This is a genomic window from Streptomyces sp. ICBB 8177, from assembly GCF_003144095.1.
Taxonomy (GTDB): domain Bacteria; phylum Actinomycetota; class Actinomycetes; order Streptomycetales; family Streptomycetaceae; genus Streptantibioticus_D.
Genome location: NZ_NSKH01000023.1, coordinates 1,059,745 through 1,079,094, shown reverse-complemented (window position 1 = coordinate 1,079,094; position 19,350 = coordinate 1,059,745). Strand labels below are relative to the sequence as shown.

The 19,350-nt window shown below is 72.0% G+C and carries 20 protein-coding genes; 4 read left to right on the top strand and 16 right to left on the bottom strand.

Going from position 1 to position 19,350, the window contains the following annotated elements:
* Positions 1 to 142 precede the first annotated feature (142 nt).
* Positions 143 to 781 (bottom strand): GNAT family N-acetyltransferase, encoded by a 639-nt coding sequence (locus CK485_RS25155; RefSeq protein WP_109454104.1) that lies wholly within the window; start codon positions 779 to 781, stop codon positions 143 to 145.
* Between the two features lie 228 nt (positions 782 to 1,009).
* Here CK485_RS25155 and CK485_RS25150 point away from each other — a divergent pair, with 228 nt between their 5' ends.
* Positions 1,010 to 1,780, top strand: coding sequence for a class I SAM-dependent methyltransferase (locus CK485_RS25150; RefSeq protein ID WP_109454103.1), 771 nt, complete (start codon positions 1,010 to 1,012; stop codon positions 1,778 to 1,780).
* Between the two features lie 88 nt (positions 1,781 to 1,868).
* On the opposite strand, the gene CK485_RS25145 is transcribed toward CK485_RS25150, so the two are convergent.
* From CK485_RS25145 to CK485_RS25135, 3 genes are all read right to left on the bottom strand, one after another.
* Positions 1,869 to 2,720 carry a MetQ/NlpA family ABC transporter substrate-binding protein gene (locus CK485_RS25145; protein ID WP_109454102.1) on the bottom strand — a complete coding sequence of 284 codons (852 nt, stop codon included), beginning with the start codon at positions 2,718 to 2,720 and terminating at the stop codon, positions 1,869 to 1,871.
* 91 nt (positions 2,721 to 2,811) lie between these two features.
* Positions 2,812 to 3,537, bottom strand: a complete 726-nt coding sequence (locus CK485_RS25140; protein ID WP_109454101.1) for a methionine ABC transporter permease — start codon at positions 3,535 to 3,537, stop codon at positions 2,812 to 2,814.
* Entirely contained in the window at positions 3,534 to 4,628 is a 1,095-nt protein-coding gene (locus CK485_RS25135) for an ATP-binding cassette domain-containing protein (protein WP_241968574.1), read from the bottom strand. Before CK485_RS25135 ends, CK485_RS25140 begins: the two co-directional genes overlap by 4 nt.
* A 628-nt stretch (positions 4,629 to 5,256) precedes the next feature.
* Between CK485_RS25135 and CK485_RS25130 the strand changes: the two genes are divergently transcribed.
* Together CK485_RS25130 and CK485_RS25125 are read left to right on the top strand one after the other, a co-directional pair.
* A complete protein-coding gene (locus tag CK485_RS25130; RefSeq protein ID WP_109454099.1) occupies positions 5,257 to 5,625 on the top strand; it encodes a hypothetical protein in 369 nt (122 codons plus the stop codon).
* Positions 5,618 to 6,115: a hypothetical protein gene (locus tag CK485_RS25125; protein WP_241968573.1), complete on the top strand. Its 498-nt coding sequence runs from the start codon at positions 5,618 to 5,620 to the stop codon at positions 6,113 to 6,115. The genes CK485_RS25130 and CK485_RS25125 overlap by 8 nt, the downstream gene beginning before the upstream one ends.
* Positions 6,116 to 6,155: 40 nt before the next feature.
* Here the strand turns inward: CK485_RS25125 and CK485_RS25120 are convergent, their stop codons facing one another.
* Both CK485_RS25120 and CK485_RS25115 read right to left on the bottom strand, forming a co-directional pair.
* On the bottom strand, positions 6,156 to 6,662 hold the full coding sequence (locus tag CK485_RS25120; RefSeq protein ID WP_109454098.1) for a GNAT family N-acetyltransferase: 507 nt from the start codon (positions 6,660 to 6,662) through the stop codon (positions 6,156 to 6,158).
* A 257-nt stretch (positions 6,663 to 6,919) separates the two neighbouring features.
* On the bottom strand, positions 6,920 to 7,420 hold the full coding sequence (locus CK485_RS25115) for a sigma-70 family RNA polymerase sigma factor (RefSeq protein ID WP_241968614.1): 501 nt from the start codon (positions 7,418 to 7,420) through the stop codon (positions 6,920 to 6,922).
* Between the two features lie 340 nt (positions 7,421 to 7,760).
* On the opposite strand from CK485_RS25115, the gene CK485_RS25110 reads away from it, so the two are divergent.
* Positions 7,761 to 8,456, top strand: coding sequence for a lysophospholipid acyltransferase family protein (locus tag CK485_RS25110; protein WP_109454097.1), 696 nt, complete (start codon positions 7,761 to 7,763; stop codon positions 8,454 to 8,456).
* A 47-nt stretch (positions 8,457 to 8,503) separates the two neighbouring features.
* Here the strand turns inward: CK485_RS25110 and CK485_RS25105 are convergent, their stop codons facing one another.
* From CK485_RS25105 to CK485_RS25060, 10 genes are all read right to left on the bottom strand, one after another.
* Positions 8,504 to 10,057 carry an MFS transporter gene (locus CK485_RS25105; RefSeq protein ID WP_109454096.1) on the bottom strand — a complete coding sequence of 518 codons (1,554 nt, stop codon included), beginning with the start codon at positions 10,055 to 10,057 and terminating at the stop codon, positions 8,504 to 8,506.
* Entirely contained in the window at positions 10,054 to 10,602 is a 549-nt protein-coding gene (locus CK485_RS25100) for a TetR/AcrR family transcriptional regulator (protein ID WP_109454095.1), read from the bottom strand. Before CK485_RS25100 ends, CK485_RS25105 begins: the two co-directional genes overlap by 4 nt.
* Positions 10,603 to 10,815: 213 nt before the next feature.
* Positions 10,816 to 12,243 (bottom strand): argininosuccinate lyase, encoded by a 1,428-nt coding sequence (gene argH / locus CK485_RS25095; protein WP_109454094.1) that lies wholly within the window; start codon positions 12,241 to 12,243, stop codon positions 10,816 to 10,818.
* On the bottom strand, positions 12,240 to 13,436 hold the full coding sequence (locus CK485_RS25090; RefSeq protein ID WP_109454093.1) for an argininosuccinate synthase: 1,197 nt from the start codon (positions 13,434 to 13,436) through the stop codon (positions 12,240 to 12,242). The genes argH and CK485_RS25090 overlap by 4 nt, the downstream gene beginning before the upstream one ends.
* A 159-nt stretch (positions 13,437 to 13,595) precedes the next feature.
* A complete protein-coding gene (locus tag CK485_RS25085; RefSeq protein WP_109454092.1) occupies positions 13,596 to 14,123 on the bottom strand; it encodes an arginine repressor in 528 nt (175 codons plus the stop codon).
* 7 nt (positions 14,124 to 14,130) lie between these two features.
* Positions 14,131 to 15,327 carry an acetylornithine transaminase gene (locus tag CK485_RS25080; protein ID WP_109454091.1) on the bottom strand — a complete coding sequence of 399 codons (1,197 nt, stop codon included), beginning with the start codon at positions 15,325 to 15,327 and terminating at the stop codon, positions 14,131 to 14,133.
* A complete protein-coding gene (gene argB / locus CK485_RS25075; protein ID WP_109454090.1) occupies positions 15,324 to 16,322 on the bottom strand; it encodes an acetylglutamate kinase in 999 nt (332 codons plus the stop codon). The genes CK485_RS25080 and argB overlap by 4 nt, the downstream gene beginning before the upstream one ends.
* Entirely contained in the window at positions 16,319 to 17,470 is a 1,152-nt protein-coding gene (gene argJ, locus CK485_RS25070; RefSeq protein ID WP_109454089.1) for a bifunctional glutamate N-acetyltransferase/amino-acid acetyltransferase ArgJ, read from the bottom strand. The genes argB and argJ overlap by 4 nt, the downstream gene beginning before the upstream one ends.
* Positions 17,467 to 18,495 (bottom strand): N-acetyl-gamma-glutamyl-phosphate reductase, encoded by a 1,029-nt coding sequence (gene argC / locus CK485_RS25065; protein ID WP_109454088.1) that lies wholly within the window; start codon positions 18,493 to 18,495, stop codon positions 17,467 to 17,469. The genes argJ and argC overlap by 4 nt, the downstream gene beginning before the upstream one ends.
* A 443-nt stretch (positions 18,496 to 18,938) precedes the next feature.
* A partial coding sequence (locus CK485_RS25060; RefSeq protein WP_109454420.1) for a CGNR zinc finger domain-containing protein occupies positions 18,939 to 19,350 on the bottom strand: 412 nt, incomplete at its 5' end.

The following is a 19,350-nucleotide window of genomic DNA, read 5'->3' as shown; positions in this document are numbered from 1 at the left end:
CTCGTCCTTCGCCGCGGGGTTCACCCGTCCTCGTCGCCTCCAGGCCCATGGCGCTCACGCCACCTGGGGGAACACAGTATCCCGGGGACGCCGGTCGGTGCCGGGCGCGGCGGGCGGACGGGACCGGCGCGGCCGGCGGGGCTCAGCGCCAGTCGGGGTAGGCGGCGAAACCTTCCTCGTCGGCACCGCGCAGGGACATGCCGTCGAGGTCCTCGGGCAGCAGGCTCCACACGATGAGGTCGGTGCGGCCGCGGGTCCATCCGCCGTTCTCGTCCCGGCAGCGCACCAGGCCCGCGCGGCGCAGCACGCCCTCGCTGATGCAGCCGATCTTCTGGGCGACCTGCTGGGCGGCGGTGTTGTCCGCGGCGGTGCGCATCTCCAGGCGCTCGAACTTCTGGTCCTGGAAGAGCCATTGGGCGGTGGCGAGCACCGCTTCGCTCGCGTAGCCCTCGCCGCGGGCCCAGTGTGCCGTCAGGTAGCGCACCTCGGTGCTGCGCACGGCCCAGTCGGTGTTCCTCAACCACACGGTGCCGACGAGGCGTTGGGTGAGGAACTCGCTGACCGCGAAGACGATTCCGCTGCCCTCGGCACGGGTGGCGGGCGCCGTCGTGGTGACCCAGGCCCGGGCCTCGGCCTCGGTGTACGGGTGGGGCGCGTCGCTCCAGGCGGTGACCATCTCGTCGCTCATCATCTCCGCCAGCGCCGGGATGTCATCCTCGTCGTAGGCACGCAGACTGAGGCGTTCCGTGCTGATCGAGATGTCAGGGAAGGTGGATGTCATTCGCCGCTCCTCGACGGGCTGGTGTCCGCAGCCGTGTGACCGGCCCTTCGTGCAGAGCCATGTGAAAAGCACAGCATGCAGCATCCGGACGGGTGCGCGCAGCGCGGGGCGGGGCGGGCCGGGGGCCGCCTGACGGGCGACGGCGCTGGTGCGCGCGTCGTGCGGGGGCGGTCCGGGCCCGCGCCCGTACCAGCCGGTTGCCATCTGCTCCTGCTACCGTCTGCCCGCGTGACGGTCCACCACGCAGCAGGAATCGGTTACCCGCGGTCCGCGGGCGGCTACGAGCGATCGCGGCCTTCCTATCCCATGGCGGCCCTCGCCCGGCTCGCGGACGCGCTGCCGTTGGAGGCCGGGCGCACGGTCGTCGATCTCGGCGCGGGCACGGGGAAGTTCACCCGCCTGCTGGCCCTGACGGGTGCCGAGGTGATCGCGGTGGAGCCGGTGGCGGAGATGCGTGAGCGGTTGGCCGAGCTGCTGCCGGGGGTGGCGGCGACGGCGGGCACGGCGGAGTCCACCGGGTTGCCGGACGCCTGCGCGGACGCGGTGGTGGCCGCGCAGGCGTGGCACTGGTTCGACGCCCCCCGGGCGCTGGCCGAGGTGGAACGGCTGCTGCGGCCCGGCGGAGCGCTGGGGCTGGTGTGGAATACCTACGACACGGCGGTGCCGTGGGTGGCCGAGTTCCAGGAGATCTACTTCCGCTGCGCGCCGCGCGATCTGCCGAGCCCGCTGGACGACGGCTGGCGCGCGGCGTTCACCGGGCGGCCCGGCTGGTCCGTGGCAGGCGAGAGCCACTTCCCCAACCCGCACGTGACGACGGTCGCCGACGTGGTGGAGCGGATGATGTCCTCCAGCCACATCGTGGTGCTGGGCGAGCGGGAGCAGGAGGAGGTCCGCGCGCAGGCGGTGGACCTGCTCCGGCGGCAGGGCGTCACCCGTGGCGAGGAGCGGCTGGAGATGCCGTACACCACCGACGTGTACTGGCTGCACTGGCGCCCGTAGACGCGCGCGGACACCCGGGGTGCCGGCGCGGAAGTGGCCGCGGCGCCGGACGGGGCGCCGCGGCCACCGGCCAGGGGGTCCGCTTGATTTACGCGGGCTTGCCGAAGGCGGGGACGACCGCGCCCTTGAAGGTCTTCTCTATGTACTCCTTGACCTGCGGCGAGTTGAGAAGCTTCGCGAGCTTCACCACGCGCGGGTCGTTCTGGTCGCCGTCCTTGACCGCGAGGAAGTTGGCGTAGGGGTTGCCCTGCGCCTTCTCCAGCACCAGCGCGTCCTTGGCCGGGTTCAGGCCCGCCCCGAGCGCGTAGTTGCCGTTGACGACGGCGGCGTCCACGTCGCCCAGCGAACGCGGCAGTTCGGCGGCCTCAAGCTCCTTGAACTTCAGGTGCCTGGGGTTGCTCGCCACGCTGGAGGGGGTCGCGGAGTCGCCGCTGCCCGGCTTGAGGGTGAGCAGTCCGTTGGCCTGGAGCAGGTTGAAGGCGCGGCCCTCGTTGGTGGTGTCGTTCGGTACGGCGATGGTGGAGCCGTCCTTGAGGTCCTTGAGGGACTTCAGCTTGTGCGAGTACAGGCCCAGCGGCTCCAGCTCGACGTCGACGACCGGCACGATGTGGGTGCCGTTCTTCTTGTTGAAGTCGTCGAGGTACGGCTTGTGCTGGAAGAAGTTGGCGCCCACGTCGCCGTTCTCGGTGGCGGTGTTGGGCGTCACGTAGTCGCTGAAGACCTTCACCTGGAGCTTGAGTCCGGCCTTGGCGGCCAGGTGGTCCTTGACGTAGTCGAGGATCTGGGCGTGCGGGGTGGGGCTCGCGGCGACGATGAGCGGCGCGTCGGCGCTCCTGCTCTGGCCGCCGCCTCCGTCGGAGGAGGAGGCGCAGGCGCTCAGGGAGAAGGTGAGCGCGCCGAGCGCGACGGCGGAGACGGTGATGCGGGTGACGTTACGCACGAAAAGTGCCTTTCGCTGTTTCTCGGGGTGTCGCGGCTGCGACCGCCGTGACGGCGTCACGGGGCGGGGAACGGAAGGGAGTCGAAGGGGCTCAGGAGGCGGTGTCCGCGGTGGGCGACTTGGCGCGCAGCAGCCGCAGCCGGGGCGCGGCCTGCGAACGGCCGCGGTGCGCCAGTGCGCGCGCGGCGAAGTCGCCGAGCAGTTGGATGGCGGTGACCAGCGCGACCAGCACGACCAGGGTGTAGAGCATCACGTTGGTCTCGAAGCGCTGGTAGCCGTAGCGGATGGCGAGGTCACCCAGGCCGCCGGCGCCGATCGCGCCGGCCATCGCCGAGTACCCGACGAGGGCGACCGCGGTCGTGGTCAGGCCGGAGACCAGCGACGGCAGCGACTCGGGCAGCAGCACCTTGCGCACGACCGTCCAGGTGCCACCGCCCATCGCCTGCACGGCTTCGACGAGGCCGTGGTCCACCTCGCGCACCGCCGTCTCCACGAGCCGGGCGAAGAACGGGATGGCGCCGATGGCCAGCGGCACGACGGCCGCCTCGGAGCCGATGCTGGTGCCGATCACGAACTGGGTGAACGGGATCAGCGCGACCATGAGGATGATGAACGGCAGCGAGCGGCCGACGTTCACCACCGCGCCGAGCACCTTGTTGACGGCCGCGTTGCCCAGCAGGCCGCCGCGGTCGGTCAGGACGAGCAGCACGCCGATGGGCAGGCCGACCAGGACCGCGATCGCGGAGGACCACAGCACCATGTAGACGGTGTCCCAACACGCGGGCCACAAGAGGGGCTGGAGTTCGTTCCAGGTCACTTGGCGGCCTCCTCGACCAGGGCGGCGTCTCCACCGGCCTCGGACTGCGAATTACCGGCGGCCGGACCGCCGGTATCCGGCGCGGTGGCCGGGTCCGCGACGTCGACGCGCAGTCCCTTCTCGCGCAGGAAGCCGATGGGGACGACGTTCTCCTCGAAGGCGCCGGGCAGTTCGATGCGCATGCGGCCGATCTGGCGGCCGCCGACGGTCTCGATCGCCGCACCCAGGATCGATATGTCGATGTTGTAGGTGCGCGCGAGCTGGGAGACGACCGGCTGGGTGGCCACCTCGCCGTGAAAGGTGAGGTCCACCACCGTGCGGCCCGGCCGCGACGGTTCGCCGCCCACCGGGAAGAGTTCGTCGGCCAGCTCCGAGCCGGGCGTGCCCAGCAGTTCCGCGACCGTGCCGGACTCCACGATCCGTCCGGCCCGCATCAGCGCCGCCGAGTCGCAGACCGCCTTGACCACGTCCATCTCGTGGGTGATCAGCAGCACGGTCAGTCCCAGCTGCTCGTTGAGGTCGCGCAGCAGCCGCAGGATGGATCGCGTGGTCTCCGGGTCGAGCGCCGAGGTGGCCTCGTCCGACAGCAGCACCTTGGGGTCCCCGGCCAGCGCGCGGGCGATGCCGACGCGCTGCTTCTGGCCGCCGGACAGCTGCGCCGGGTACGCCTTCGCCTTGTCGGCGAGCCCGACCAGGTCGAGCAGTTCGCGCGCCTTGCGGGTGCGTTCGCGCCCACAGACGCCGAGGATCTCCAGCGGCAGTTCGACGTTGTCCTGCACCGTGCGGGAGGCGAGCAGGTTGAAGTGCTGGAAGACCATGCCGATCCGGCTGCGGGCGGCGCGCAGCGCGGGGTTGGCGCGCCGCGAGCGTCCGGCCAGCGCGGTCAGGTCGGCGCCGGCCACCTCGACCGTGCCCGACGTGGGCCGCTCCAGCAGGTTGACGCAGCGGATGAGCGTGGACTTGCCGGCGCCGCTGCGGCCGACGACGCCGAACACCTCGCCCTCGCGCACGTGCAGGTCGACGCCGTCGAGGGCGACGCTCTCGCGATCTCGCGAGTGGTAGACCTTCCTCAGGCCCGTGGTGGTGATCACTGGGGTTTCCGTCACTGTCGAGTACGCGGCCGGGGTCTTCGGCGCGTACGGCATTCATCTCGGAATCCGGTACGGCACGCGGACGTGCGCATGCCGGGGGCGGCCCTGGACCGGGCCGGCGGTGGAGGGGGTCAGACGCAGCGGGTGCCGGGCGGCTGCGGGTGGTGCGCGATCCGGCAACGGCCGAACGCGGGGTACGCGTGGTGCGTGGGGAGGTTCATGGTGTGCGGTGTCCGTGGTGCTGCGGGGAACGGTCACGGCCGTTCGCGCGTCGGGTCTCGCTTCGGGGCGCGAGGCTCAGGCAGGGGCCCTCAGAGCGCACACATTCGGCACATACGACGAACACCGGGCGTCATCGCCTCGGTCGCGCGGGTGCGGCGGTTCGTCGTCGTCATGCGCACCAGTAAACCAGACACCGGAGCACCATTCCACATACCGGTCACCTTGTCCGGGATGCGGACAGCGGTCGGGTGTGGACGGGCCGGGCGGTGTCACGACCGCGCGTCGGCCTCGCGGGACGACCCGTGGCGGGAGCGGGGACGGCTCCGTACTAAAGTCACCGCATGCCCCCATACGCCCGCCCGGCCGGTCCGCGCCGTCCGGTACGTCCCGCCTTCCGGAGGATCCGGTGATCGGTGCGCTTACCGTCGCGGTGACGGTGACCGCCCTGCTGCTCGCGGCGTGGTGCGGTCTGGCCACCGCCCGCGACCAGTCCACCAAGGACTGGCACTTCGTCGGCATGGCCGTGGTCTCCGTGCTCGCGGTGGCCCAACTGGTGGTGGGCATCGCGAAGACGGCGAGCGGGCACAAGGCGGACGGCGGCGACGCCCTCTTCCTCGCCTACCTCGCGGGTGCCGCGCTCGCGGTGCCGGCGGCGGGCTTCATGTCGCTGCTGGAGCGCACCCGTTGGGGCTCGGCGATCGTGACGGCGGGCGGCCTGGTGCTGGCCGTCCTGGAAATCAGGCTCTTCGACATCTGGGGAGGCGGCCATGGCTGACACCGGCACGACGCCCGGCACCGGCACGGCCGGGAAGACCATCGGGGAAGCGACGACGGACACGGCACCCGCCGCGGGCCGCCCGCGCCGCAAGATCGGCGAGGGACCGGGGCGGCTCATCGTCTCCCTCTACGGACTGTTCACCGTGGCCGCCGGATCGCGGTCCGTCTTCCAGCTGATCGCCCAGTTCCACCGCGCGCCGCTGTCCTACGTGCTGTCCGCGGTCGCCGCCGTCGTCTACGCGTTCATCCTGGTGACGCTGGTGCGCGGCGGGGAGTCGGCGCGGCGGATCGGCATCGTGTGCTGCGCGGCGGAACTCGCGGGCGTGCTGATCGTGGGCACGCTCACCATCGTGACGCCGTCGCTCTTCCACGACCAGACGGTGTGGTCGTACTACGGCGTCGACTACCTGCTGATCCCCCTGGCGCTGCCGATCACCGGCATCCTGTGGCTGCGCCGGGCCGCCCCGGAACGGGCCGAGGCGGCCTGACGCGTCGTGCCGGGGCCGGCCCCGGCACGACGACGGCCGGTCAGGCGGTCGCGGCGAACGTCGGCGCCTGCGCGGCGGGCTTCTCCAGGGTCACCTGGCTGAAGCGGCGGCTGATCTGCTCGGTGGCGGTCTGCGCGTAGCCGAGCCTGCGGTACAGCCGCAGGTTGCCCTCGCTGCGGTGGCCGGTGAACAGCCGGAAGCGCTTCGCCTCCCGCTCGGCGGCCAGCCGCTCCTCGATGGCGCTGAGCAGCCGCCCGCCCAGGCCGTGCCGCTGCATGCGCGGGTGGACGATGAGCTTGGCTATGCGCGCGGTGCCGTCGGCGTCCACGCTGCCCCGGACCGAGCCGACCACTTCGGCGCCGAGCCGGGCGACCAGCACGCAGCCCTCGCCGAGTTCGGCGCGCAGGGCGTCGAGGCTCTGGGTGAGGGGCTCGATGCCGTAGTCGCCGTAGATCTCGGCTTCGCGCTGGAAGCAGAGGTACTGCAACTTGAGGATGTTCTCGGCGTCGTCGTCGGTCGCCGTAGAGATGGTCACGCTCATGCCCATGTGCGCAGGCCTCCCCTGAGAGTTCCCGGACGCATGAGGGTGGAGGGTGCGCGTCCGGGATGTTTGCCCTGTGATCGGAAGGCGGCGCGGCCCGCTCGGGTTCAAGAGGGTCGTTCCGACGTCCGTGGCGCCGATGATCGCACAGTCGTCCGGCTCGGCGAGCGCGGTGCGACAGACCCGTGGCACGCCGGGTCCGGACGGGGAGAAGCGCCCGATCGCCGACTGTTTACCGCTCCTTACCCCGTACTCCCCCGGCTTCAACCCTCGGCGCCGAGCATCACCCGCAGGCACGCCAGGCACCGTGAGCGCAGCGGGCCGAGGCTGCCTTGTGAGATTCCCAACTCCCGGGATATTTCCCGGTAAGTGAGGTCGGACCGGGACAACAGCACCGATAGCAGCTGGGGGCAGCGGCCGGGCAGCCGCCCCACGGCGGCCCGCAGCGCGCGGCGCCGCTCGGCGTCGAGCACGTGGTTTTCGGCCGACGGGGCGTCGGGGCCGTGGCCCGGCTCGTAGGGCACCTCCCGCAGCGCGCGGCGGCGGGCACCGCGTACCTCGGCCCGCACGGCCGCGCGCAGCCAGCCCGCGTCCGGCGGCGGTCCCGGGCCTCGGTCCAACAGCCGCAGCCAGACGGCCTGTTCCAGGTCGGCGGGGTCGACGCCCACGGCGCACGCCTCCGCGGCGGCTTCGGCGGCGAGCAGCCCAGCGAGCCCCGCGGCGCCGGCCGGCGCGCCGCCAAGCCTGGCCGCGACCGCCCGCACGTCCTCTTCCACGTCCGCGTCCGCACCCCAGGGCGCGTTCTCACAAGTCCTCATGCCATCGGAACGCGCGGCGCCGCGCGGCCGGTTTCCCATCCCCCGGGATTCACCCGTCCGGGGGGGCCGAGGGGTGGCCGCGCGAGAGGCCGGGCAGGCGGTGTGTCAACTCGGCGTATCGACTGGGTGAACCCGGCGTGGAACTCATCGGTAACCGCGAGTATGGTCCCCACCAGGAGCGACGTGAGTCCGGCCGCCCGGCCGCAGGGCGCCTCCGCGCCGGTTCGCCCCGGCTCCACCCGCTGCACGCTGTCGCCGTACCGCCGACCACCGACGGAGGGTTCCGTTGTCCCGTTTCCTGCTCAAGGCGCTGCTCGGACTGCTCATGCGCGTCCTGTTCCGCCCACGGGTCGAGGGCATGGAGAACATTCCGCACAGCGGTCCGGTGATCCTCGCGGGCAACCACGTCACGTTCATCGACTCCCTCTTCCTGAGCCTGATCGTCAAGCGGCCGGTCTACTTCATCGGCAAGGACGAGTACGTCACCGGGCGCGGGCTCAAGGGGCGGCTGATGGCGTGGTTCTTCGGCACCGCCGGCATGATCCCGGTCGACCGGGACGGCGGCCACGGCGGCGTGGCGGCGCTGATGACCGGCAAGCGGGTGCTGGACGAGGGCAAGGTCTTCGGCATCTACCCGGAGGGCACCCGCTCCCCCGACGGCCGCCTGTACCGCGGTCGCACCGGCATCGCCCGCCTGACGCTGATGACCGGCGCGCCGGTGGTGCCGTTCGCCATGATCGGCACCGACCGGGTGCAGCCGGGCGGCAGCGGCCTGCCCCGCATCAGCCCGGTGACGGTGCGCTTCGGCCCGGCGCTGGACTTCACCCGCTACGACGGCATGGACCGCGACCGCTACGTGCTGCGGGCGGTCACCGACGAGGTGATGAGCCACGTGATGCGGCTCGGCGGCCAGGAGTACGTGGACGTCTACGCGACGAAGGCGAAGGCCGCGAAGGCCGCCGACCACGGCAAGGCGGCCTAGCGGGAGCTGGACTCTCCTGAGACGGGTGGACCCGGTGTCCGCCCGCCTCAGCCGTGCTCGCCCGGCGTGTGGTCCGCGAGGCGCTGACCGCGCAGCATCCGCCACGCCCAGACGGCCGCCACCAGCAGCACGGCCGCACCGACCGCGGACGCGGCCCGCAGCCCGTCGGTGAACGCCGCCCTGGCGGCCTCGCGCAGCGCCGCCGCGGTGCCTGACGGCAACCCCGACGCCGCGTCCAGCGCGTCGGCGAGCGACTGCCGCGCCTGTCCCGCGGCGTGCGCCGGTACGCCTCGCGGCATCGAGACGCCGGAGTACGTGCCCGTCACGATCGAGCCCAGCAGCGCGATGCCGAGCGCCGCGCCGAGTTCGTACGCGGTCTCGGAGACCGCGGAGGCGGCGCCCGCGTGCTCCTTCGGCACCGACGAGAGGATCACGTCGGCGGTCACGGTGAACGAGAACCCGGCGCCGACGCCCACCACCAGCAGGACCGCGCCCAGTGCCGGATAGCCGGTGTCCGGGGTGATCGCCACGAGCGCGGCCAGCGCCGCGCCGATGACGGCCAGAGCGCCCGCCACGACGGCGCGCACCGAGTAGCGGCGGGCGGCGTTGCCCGCGATCAGCCCGGTGACGACGGCGCCGAGCGCCGCGGGGATCTCGGCGAGCCCGGCCTGTAGGGGGGAGCGCCCCTGCACCATCTGGAGGTACTGCGACAGGAAGAAGATCAGGCCCGACATCCCCAGTACGGTCAGCAGGTCGGCCAGCACGGAGGCGGAGAGCCCGCGGTTGCGGAAGAGCCGCATGTCCAGCAGCGGCGCCGGGATCGTCAACTGCCGCCGTACGAACGCCACCAGGCAGCCCACTCCGACGACGCCCGCCGCCAGGTGACCGGGCCCGAAGCCGTAGGCCGCGGTCTCCTTGACCGCGTAGACCACGCCGATCATGCCGGCCAGGGAGAGCAGCACGCTGAGGGTGTCCCAGGGGCCGGGGGCCGGGTTGCGGGACTCGGGCAGCACCTTGACGCCGAAGACGATCAGGACCGCCATCACCGGCAGGTTGATCAGGAACGCCGACCCCCACCAGAAGTGCTCCAGCAGGAAGCCGCCGACGACCGGTCCGGCCGCGGCGCCCGCCATCGAGGCGGAGCCCCACACGCCGATGGCGAAGCTGCGCTCGCGCGCGTCGCTGAACATGTTGCGGATCAGCGCCAGCGTGGAGGGCATCAGGGTCGCCCCGGCCACACCCATCAGCGCACGGGCCGCGATCAGCATGCCGGGGCTGGTCGCGTACGCGGCGAGCAGCGACAGCACACCGAACGCCGCGGACCCCGTCAGCAGCAGCTTCTTGCGGCCGATGCGGTCGCCGAGGCCGCCCATCGACACCAGCAGCCCGGCGATGACGAACGAGTAGACGTCGCCGATCCACAGCAGCTGGGTGGAGGAGGGCCGCAGGTCCTCGCTGAGGAACGGCATGGCAAGGCCCAGCACGGTCGCGTCCACGGCGACCAGCAGCAGCGCGAGGGTGAGCACGCCCAGCGCCCACCAGCGGGCGGGGTGCGGCCGCTCGGGCCCGACGACGGGGGTACGCAGCACACCGGAGGTCATGAGCGCTCCCGCAGCATGCCGCCGAGCAGCAGGTCGCCGACCATCCGAGCGCAGTCGCGCGGGGCCATCTTGCCGTCCTGCACCGACCAGGCGGAGGCGGCGATCAGTGCGTAGAGCGCCTCGCAGAGCCAGGCGGGGGTCAGGTCGTAGCGGAAGAGTCCCTGCTCCTGACCGCGGTGGAAGAGCGCGCTGACGCGTTCGTCGATGCGGGCCCAGCCCGCGTTGAGCTCCGCGTCGTCGTAGAGCTGGTTCTCGCCGTAGAGGAAGGCGAGGAAGCCGGAGACCGGGATGGCCTCCTCGATCAGGCGGCGCACCGCCTCGACGGGGTCGCCCTCCTCGATGCGCGCGGCGTCGAGGCGTTCCTCGGTCTGCGCGACGCCGAGCGCGCCCAGCGCCCGCACCAGAGCCTCCCGGCCGGGGAAGTGCCGGTGCAGGGTGGCCCGGCTGACGCCGGCGGCGCGGGCGATTTCGTCCAGCGACGCCGTGGCGCGCCGGGTCAGCAGCGCGGCCGCGTCCCGCAGGACCTGCTCACGATCGAAGCTCATGAGACGATGGTAACCCGCATGAGACAATGCTGTCTCATCACATTCAGGACAGTCTCACATCGGCGCCCAGTGCCGTGTTGTCGGCTAACGAGGCGACGGCGGCGGACGCAACGGTGCGAGGGACCACCGCGCCAGTCGGCCCGCGAACGCGTCCGGCCGGTCACGTGTGGCACGTGACCGGCCGGACCTTCCCGCCCCTCGGGTCCCTCGGGCTCAGCGCCGGGCGTCGGCCCACTCGTGCTGGGCCGTGACGTCCCGCTTCACCTCGGCCAGCTGCACGGCGACCGCCGAGGGCGCCGTGCCACCGCGACCGTCGCGGGACGCCAACGCCCCCTGGACGTTGAGGACTTCGCGTACGCCGGGTGTCAGGTGCTCGGAGATCGCAGCGAACTGATCGTCCGTCAGCTCGTCCAGTTCGATGCCCTCGGCCTCGCACACCTTGACGCACTCCCCCGCCACCTCGTGCGCTACGCGGAACGGCACGCCGCGCTTGACCAGCCACTCGGCGACGTCGGTGGCCAGCGAGAAGCCCGCGGGGGCCAGTCGGGTCATGCGCTCGCGGTTGACGGTGAGGGTCGCCATCATGCCGGTGAACGCCGGGAGCAGGATCTCCAGCTGGTCGCAGGAGTCGAAGACCGGCTCCTTGTCCTCCTGCAGGTCCCGGTTGTACGCGAGCGGCAGGGCCTTGAGGGTGGCCAGCAGCCCGGTCAGGTTGCCGATCAGGCGGCCGGACTTGCCGCGTGCCAGCTCCGCGATGTCCGGGTTCTTCTTCTGCGGCATGATCGAGGAGCCGGTGGAGAAGGCGTCGTGCAGGGTCACGAAGGAGAACTCCTTCGTGTTCCAGATGATGACCTCCTCGGCGATCCGGGAGAGGTCCACGCCGATCATGGCGGTGATGAAGGCGAACTCGGCGACGAAGTCGCGCGAGGCCGTGCCGTCGATCGAGTTGCCGACCGAGCCGCGCTCGAAGCCCAGGTCGGCCGCGACCGCCTCGGGGTCGAGGCCCAGCGAGGACCCGGCCAGCGCGCCCGAACCGTACGGCGAGACGGCCGTGCGCTCGTCCCACTGCCGCAGCCGCTCGGCGTCCCGGGACAGCGCCTGGACGTGGGCGAGCACGTGGTGGGCGAAGAGCACCGGCTGGGCGTGCTGGAGGTGGGTGCGGCCGGGCATCGCCAGGTCCGGGTGGGCCTCGGCGAGGCCGACCAGCGCGTCGGACAGGTCGGCGAGCAGCCCGCCGATGACCCGGGCGTGGTCGCGCAGGTACATCCGAAACAGCGTGGCGACCTGGTCGTTGCGGGAGCGGCCGGCGCGCAGCTTGCCGCCGAGTTCGGGGCCGAGCCGTTCCAGCAGGCCGCGTTCCAGCGCGGTGTGCACGTCCTCGTCGGCGACGGTGCCCGTGAAGGTGCCGTCCGCCACGTCCGCTTCGAGCCGGTCGAGGCCGGTGAGCATGCGTTCCAGCTCGTCGGCGGTGAGCAGCCCGGCCTTGGCCAGGACCCTGGCGTGGGCGCGGGAGCCCGCGATGTCGTAAGGGGCGAGCCGCCAGTCGAAGTGCACGGAGGCGGACAGCTTGGCCAGCGCCTCGGCCGGTCCGTCCGCGAACCGGCCGCCCCACAGCCGTACGTCGTCGTTGCCGGAGCTCACTGCGCCAGGTCCCGCTTGGCCGCGATCTTCGACGACATCCCGAACAGCTCGATGAAGCCCTTGGACAGCGACTGGTCGAAGGTGTCGCCGGTGTCGTAGGTGGCGAGGTTGAAGTCGTAGAGCGACTCGTCCGAGCGCCGCCCGGTGACGACCGCCCGGCCGCCGTGCAGGGTCATCCGGATCTCGCCGGAGACGTGCTCGTTGGCCTCGTTGACGAAGCCGTCCAGCGCCCGCTTCAGCGGCGAGAACCACAGGCCGTCGTAGACGAGTTCGCCCCAGCGCTGCTCCACCTGCCGCTTGTAGCGGGCGAGTTCGCGCTCGACGGTGACGTTCTCCAGCTCCTGGTGGGCGGTGATCAGGGCGATGGCGCCGGGGGCCTCGTAGACCTCACGGGACTTGATGCCCACCAGCCGGTCCTCGACCATGTCGAGCCGACCGACGCCCTGGGCCCCGGCCCGCGCGTTCAGCTGCTGGATGGCCTCCAGCACGGTGACCTGCTTGCCGTCGATCGCGACCGGCACGCCCTGCTTGAAGGTGATGACGACCTCGTCGGCCTCGCGCGGGGTGGCCGGGTTCTCGGTGTACTCGTAGACGTCCTCGATGGGCGCGTTCCAGATGTCCTCGAGGAAGCCGGTCTCGACGGCCCGGCCGAAGACGTTCTGGTCGATGGAGTACGGGGACTTCTTGGTGGTGGCGATCGGCAGGCCCGCCTTCTCGGCGAACGCGATGGCCTTGTCCCGGGTCATCGCGTAGTCCCGCACCGGCGCGATGCACTTGAGGTCGGGGGCGAGCGAGGAGATGCCCGCCTCGAACCGCACCTGGTCGTTGCCCTTGCCCGTGCAGCCGTGCGCCACGGTGTCCGCCCCGTGCTTGCGGGCGGCGGCCACCAGGTGTTTGACGATGGTCGGCCGGGACAGCGCGGAGACCAGCGGGTACCGGTCCATGTACAGGGCGTTGGCCTTGATCGCCGGCAGGCAGTACTCGTCGGCGAACTCCTCCTTGGCGTCCGCGACCTCGGCCTCGACCGCGCCGCACGCGAGCGCCCGCTTACGGATGATGTCCAGGTCCTCGCCACCCTGGCCGACGTCGACGGCGACGGCGATGACCTCCGCGCCGGTCTCCTCGGCGATCCAGCCGATGCAGACGGAGGTGTCCAGGCCGCCGGAGTAGGCGAGTACGACGCGCTCTGTCACGGCTTTCTCCTTCACTGTGGTGGCGCACTGAAGTGGCGTGCGGGTGCGGACGACAGCATCCATGCGGTGCCTGGCATAAGTATGCAGCATGCCGTATGGAAAATCAAAGCCCCGCATGGTCATTCATCCATGCGGGGCTGGGATCGTACGGGTACGGCGTCAGCCGCGGTCGCGTTCGGCCAGCCGCAGCAGGTGGTCGGCGAGCGGCTGGCCGCCGGCCGGGTCACGGCTGATCAGCAGCAGCGTGTCGTCGCCCGCGATGGTGCCGAGGATGTCGTGCACCTCGGCCTGGTCGATCGCGGAGGCCAGGAACTGGGCCGCGCCCGGCGGCGTGCGCAGCACGACGAGGTTGGCGGAGGCCTCGGCGCTGATCAGCAGCTCACCGGCGAGCCGGGCCATCCGCTCCTCCTTCACCGACTCGCCCAGCGGCGCCATCGGCGTGCGGAAGCCGCCCTCGGAGGGCACCGCGTAGATCAGCTCGCCGCCGGCGTTGCGGATCTTGACCGCACCCAGCTCGTCGAGGTCGCGAGAGAGCGTGGCCTGGGTGACGTTCAGCCCGTCGTCGGCCAGCATCTTGGCCAGCTGGCTCTGCGAGCGCACCGGCTGCCGGCCGAGGATGTCCACGATCCGGCGGTGCCGTGCGGTACGGGTCTGCGGTACGGCTGGGCCGCCCTGCGCCTCGGTCATCTCGTCGTCAGTCTCCGGCTCGTCGGTCCCCGTAAGCGGCGTCGAGGACGCCCGGCAGCGCCTGCGTGAACACCTCGACCTCCTCGTCGCCGAGGATCAGCGCGGGGGCGAGCCGTACCGTGTCCGGCACGCAGGCGTTCACCAGGAGACCGGCGCCCTGAGCCGCTTGCTGCACCTGCGGCGCGAGGGGCTCGGTGAGCACGATACCGAGCAGGAGGCCCGCACCGCGCACATGGTCGACGAGCGGGTGGCCGATTCCCTCGATCCCCTGCCGCAGCCGCTCCCCGATGCGCTTGGCCCGCTCCAGCAGCCCGTCCGCCTCGATGGTGTCCAGTACGGCCAGGGCCGCGGCGCACACCGCCGGGTTGCCGCCGAAGGTGGTGCCGTGCTGACCGGGCGTCAGCAGTTCGGCGGCGGGGCCGAACGCCAGCGTGGCGCCGATCGGCAGGCCGCCGCCCAGGCCCTTGGCGAGCGTGACGACGTCCGGCTCGATGCCCTGGGCCTGGTGGGCGAACCAGTGGCCGGTGCGGCCGATGCCGGTCTGGATCTCGTCCAGGACCAGCAGCGTGCCGGTCGCCCGGGTGATCTCGCGGGCGGCGCGCAGGTAGTCCTGCGGCGGCACGACCACGCCGTTCTCCCCCTGGACGGGTTCGATGAAGACGGCGGCGGTGTGCTCGGTGACCGCTTCGCGCAGCGCGTCGGCGTCCCCGTACGGCACGTGGGTGACCTCGCCGGGCAGCGGGCGGAACGGGTCCTGCTTCGCGGGCTGGCCGGTCAGCGCGAGTGCGCCCATGGTGCGGCCGTGGAAGCCGCCGACGGTGGCGACGTTGTGGGTTCGGCCGGTGCGACGGCCGATCTTGAACGCGGCCTCGATCGCCTCGGCGCCGGAGTTGCAGAACAGCACCCGCCCCTGACGTCCCGTCAACTGTAGGAGGCGTTCGGCGAGTTGGACCGGCGGTTCGGCGACGAAGAGGTTGGAGACGTGGCCGAGGGTGCCCAGCTGGCGGGTGACGGCCTCGATGACGGCGGGGTGGGCGTGGCCGAGGGCGTTGACGGCGATGCCGCCGACGAAGTCCAGGTACGCGTTCCCGTCCGCGTCCCACACCCGGGCACCCTCGCCGCGCACCAGGGCGAGTTTCGGCGTGCCGTAGTTGTCCATCAGCGCGTTCTGCCAGCGGGCGGTCAACGCGGCGTTGCCGGTCATGCCTCGTCCCCCTCGGGTGCCGGGTCCGGCACGACCATGGTGCCGATCCCCTCGTCGGTGAAGATCTCCAGCAGGATCGAGTGCTGCACCCGTCCGTCGAGCACCCGGGCGGTGCCCACCCCGCCGCGCACCGCGTACAGGCAGCCCTCCATCTTCGGCACCATGCCGCTTGACAGGTCGGGCAGCAGTTTCTCCAGTTCGCTCGCGGTGAGCTGGCTGATCACGTCGTCGCTGGCCGGCCAGTCCGCGTACAGGCCCTCGACGTCGGTCAGCACCATCAGCGTCTCGGCGCCGAGTGCCACGGCGAGCGCGGCGGCGGCGGTGTCGGCGTTGACGTTGTAGACGTGGCCGTCGTCGGCGCTGCGGGCGACGGAGGAGACGACCGGGATGCGGCCGTCGTCCAGCAGGGCCTGGATGGCGCCCGCGTCGACGCCGGTGATCTCGCCGACCCGGCCGAGGTCGACGCGTTCGCCGTCCACGTCGGCGTACCGCTTGGTGGCGGTCATGGTGTGGGCGTCCTCGCCGGTCAGGCCGACCGCGAGCGGTCCGTGCCGGTTGAGCAGGCCGACGAGTTCGCGCTGCACCTGCCCGGCCAGCACCATCCGCACCACGTCCATCGCCTCGGGCGTGGTCACCCGCAGCCCGGCCTTGAACTCGGTGACCAGGCCCAGCTTGTCGAAGTGCGCGGTGATCTGCGGTCCGCCGCCGTGCACGACGACCGGGCGCAGTCCGGCGTGCCGCAGGAAGACCACGTCCTGCGCGAACGCCGCCTTCAACTCCTCGTCCACCATGGCGTTCCCGCCGAACTTGATGACGACGGTCCTGCCGTGGAAACGGGTCAGCCAGGGCAGCGCCTCGATGAGGATGCGGGCCTTGGGCAGCGCGCTGTGGGTGCGGGCGGCGGGCGACCCGTCGGCGCCGGCCGCCTCGGGAACGTGGCCGGTGCCGGGCTTCGGTGCCCGGCCGGGCTGCGAGGTGTGGTCGGCGTCGGTCATGAGGAGTACGCGCTGTTCTCGTGGACGTAGTCGGCGGTCAGGTCGTTGGCCCAGATGACGGCGGAGTCGGTGCCCGCGCCCAGGTCGGCGGTGATGCGCACCTCGCGGTAGCGCATGTCCACCAGTTCCCGGTCGTCGCCGACGGCGCCCCGGCGGCAGACCCACACACCGTTGATGGCGACGTTGAGCGCGTCGGGCTCGAAGGAGGCGCTGGTGGTGCCGATGGCGGACAGCACCCGGCCCCAGTTGGGGTCCTCTCCGTGGATGGCGCACTTGAGCAGGTTGTTGCGGGCGATGGACCGGCCGACCTCCACCGCGTCCCGCTCACTGGCGGCGTTGATCACCTCGATGCGGATGTCCTTGGAGGCGCCCTCCGCGTCACCGATCAGCTGCCGGGCGAGGTCGGCGCACACCCGCTGCACGGCGTCGGCGAACTCCCCGTACTCCGGGGCGACCTGGGAGGCTCCGGAGGCCATCAGCAGCACGGTGTCGTTGGTCGACATGCAGCCGTCGGAATCGATCCGGTCGAACGTGGTGCGGGTCGCGTCGCGCAGCGCCTTGTCGAGCGCGGGAGCCTCCACGTCGGCGTCGGTGGTGAGGACGACCAGCATGGTGGCCAGGCCCGGGGCGAGCATGCCCGCGCCCTTGGCCATGCCGCCGACCGTCCAGCCCTCACCGTGCACGACCGCGGTCTTGTGCGTGGTGTCGGTGGTCTTGATGGCGATCGCTGCCTTCTCCCCACCGTACGGGGACAGTTCGGCTGCGGCCTTCTCGACTCCGGGCAGCAGCTTGTCCATCGGCAGCCGCACACCGATCAGCCCGGTGGAGCAGACCGCGACCTCACCGGCGCTGTGGCCGAGTACCTCCGCCACCTTCTCGGCGGTGGCATGGGTGTCCTGGAAGCCCTCGGGTCCTGTGCAGGCGTTGGCACCACCGGAGTTGAGGACGACCGCGCTCACCGCGCCGCCGCGCGCCACCTGCTGCGACCACAGCACGGGGGCCGCCTTGACGCGGTTGGAGGTGAAGACGGCGGCGGCGTGCAGGCGCGGGCCGTTGTTGACGACGAGTGCCAGGTCCGGGTTGCCGCTGTCCTTGATTCCGGCGGCGATCCCGGCCGCCGTGAACCCTTGTGCTGCCGTGACGCTCACGGAGCCACCCCAATCGTGGTCAGTCCCAGCTCCTCGGGGAGTCCGAGGGCGATGTTCATGCTCTGCACCGCGCCGCCCGCGGTGCCCTTGGTGAGGTTGTCGATGGCGCTGACGGCGATGACGCGCCCGGCCGTCTCGTCGTACGCGACCTGGAGCAGCGCCGCGTTGGAGCCGTACACCGCGGCGGTGGACGGCCAGCGGCCCTCGGGCAGCAGGTGGACGAACGGTTCCGCGTCCAGGGCCTTGGCGTACGCCTCGCGCACCGAGTGGCCGGTCGTGCCGGGCAGGGCCTTGGCGCTGCACGTGGCGAGGATGCCGCGCGGCATCGGCGCCAGCGTCGGCGTGAACGAGACCGTGACCGGCCGCCCGGCGACGGCGCCGAGGTTCTGCGCCATCTCCGGGGTGTGGCGGTGGACGCCGCCCACGCCGTACGGGGTCATCGAGCCCATGACCTCGCTGCCCAGCAGGTGCGGCTTGGGCGACTTGCCCGCGCCGGAGGTGCCGGAGGCGGCGACCACCACGGCCTCGGGCTCGACCAGGCCGGCCGTGTAGGCGGGGAAGAGGGCGAGGGAGACCGCGGTCGGGTAGCAGCCGGGCACCGCGATCCGCCGCGTCCCGGCCAGCGCGCTCCGGCCGCCGGGCAGTTCGGGCAGGCCGTAGGGCCAGGTGCCGGCGTGCGGCGAGCCGTAGAAGCGCTCCCAGTCGGCGGCGTCCTCGAGCCGGAAGTCGGCGCCGCAGTCGATCACGAGCGTCGCGTCCCCGAGCTGCTCGGCGACGGCGGCGGACTGGCCGTGCGGCAGGGCGAGGAAGACGACGTCGTGCCCGGCGAGCACCTCCGCCGAGGTGGGCTCCAGCACGCGGTCGGCGAGCGGGAGCAGGTGCGGTTGCAGCGCGCCGAGGCGCTCGCCCGCGTTGGCGTGCGCGGTCACCGCGCCGACCTCGACCTGCGGGTGCCCGAGCAGCAGCCGCAGCACCTCACCCCCGGCATACCCACTGGCCCCGGCCACGGCCGCCCGCACCACCATCGAATCCCTCCTCGATCGATGGCATGACTATACGTTCCACAGAACTTTTATGCAATGACTGCCCGCGGGGGCCGATCCTCGGCAGGGTGACGACGATCCGCAGTAGGCCCTTCCGACTGCCGTCGGCCCCGCTTCGACTCAGTAACCGCGGCGAACGATGTGCGGGCCCCCGGCGCCGAAGAGCGCGAATTGTCGATGAGCTGTTTCAGGAGTCGGTCCGGCTCCGGATACGCGCGAAGAGCACGCGCCTTGTCGGACTGATACCAGGCTCGCGCTGCGTGCTGGACGACCGGAACGGAGATCTTGCGGTCTCGGGCCCGCACTGCGACTTTCGCTGCGACGCGGATTGTCGCGAGGAACGCCCTCGGAGCCCCGAACGAGTTCGTCGAGGGCGGGCTCGGACGAAACCCCGGAGCCCGCCTGGCAGGGGCAGGTGCCTGCGCTCAACGCGGGCTGCGCCGGCTCCGGTAGGCCGCGACGCTGGCCCGGTGTGCGCAGGTTCGGGTGCAGTACTGCTTCGAGCCGTTGCGCGAGAGGTCCACGAAAGTGGCCCGGCAGGTCGGCCCGGCACATACGCCGAGACGAGCGGGACCGAGCGTGGCGATCACGGCGGCCAGTGCGCTGAGCATGGTCGCGGCAAGGTGCGTCGAGCAGCGGTCGGTGTCGGATGTCACCTCGGTCCACCAGCGGTCGCCCTCGTGGCGCAGTACCGGGGTGGCGCGGCTGCGACGCAGACCGTCGTTGATCAGAGCCGCGGCTTGGACCGCGTCCGCGTTCGCCCGTTCGAGCACCCCACGCACCGTCTCGCGCAACGCGCGGACTTCCGCCAGGTCGGCGCGGGTGAGACGCCGCGGA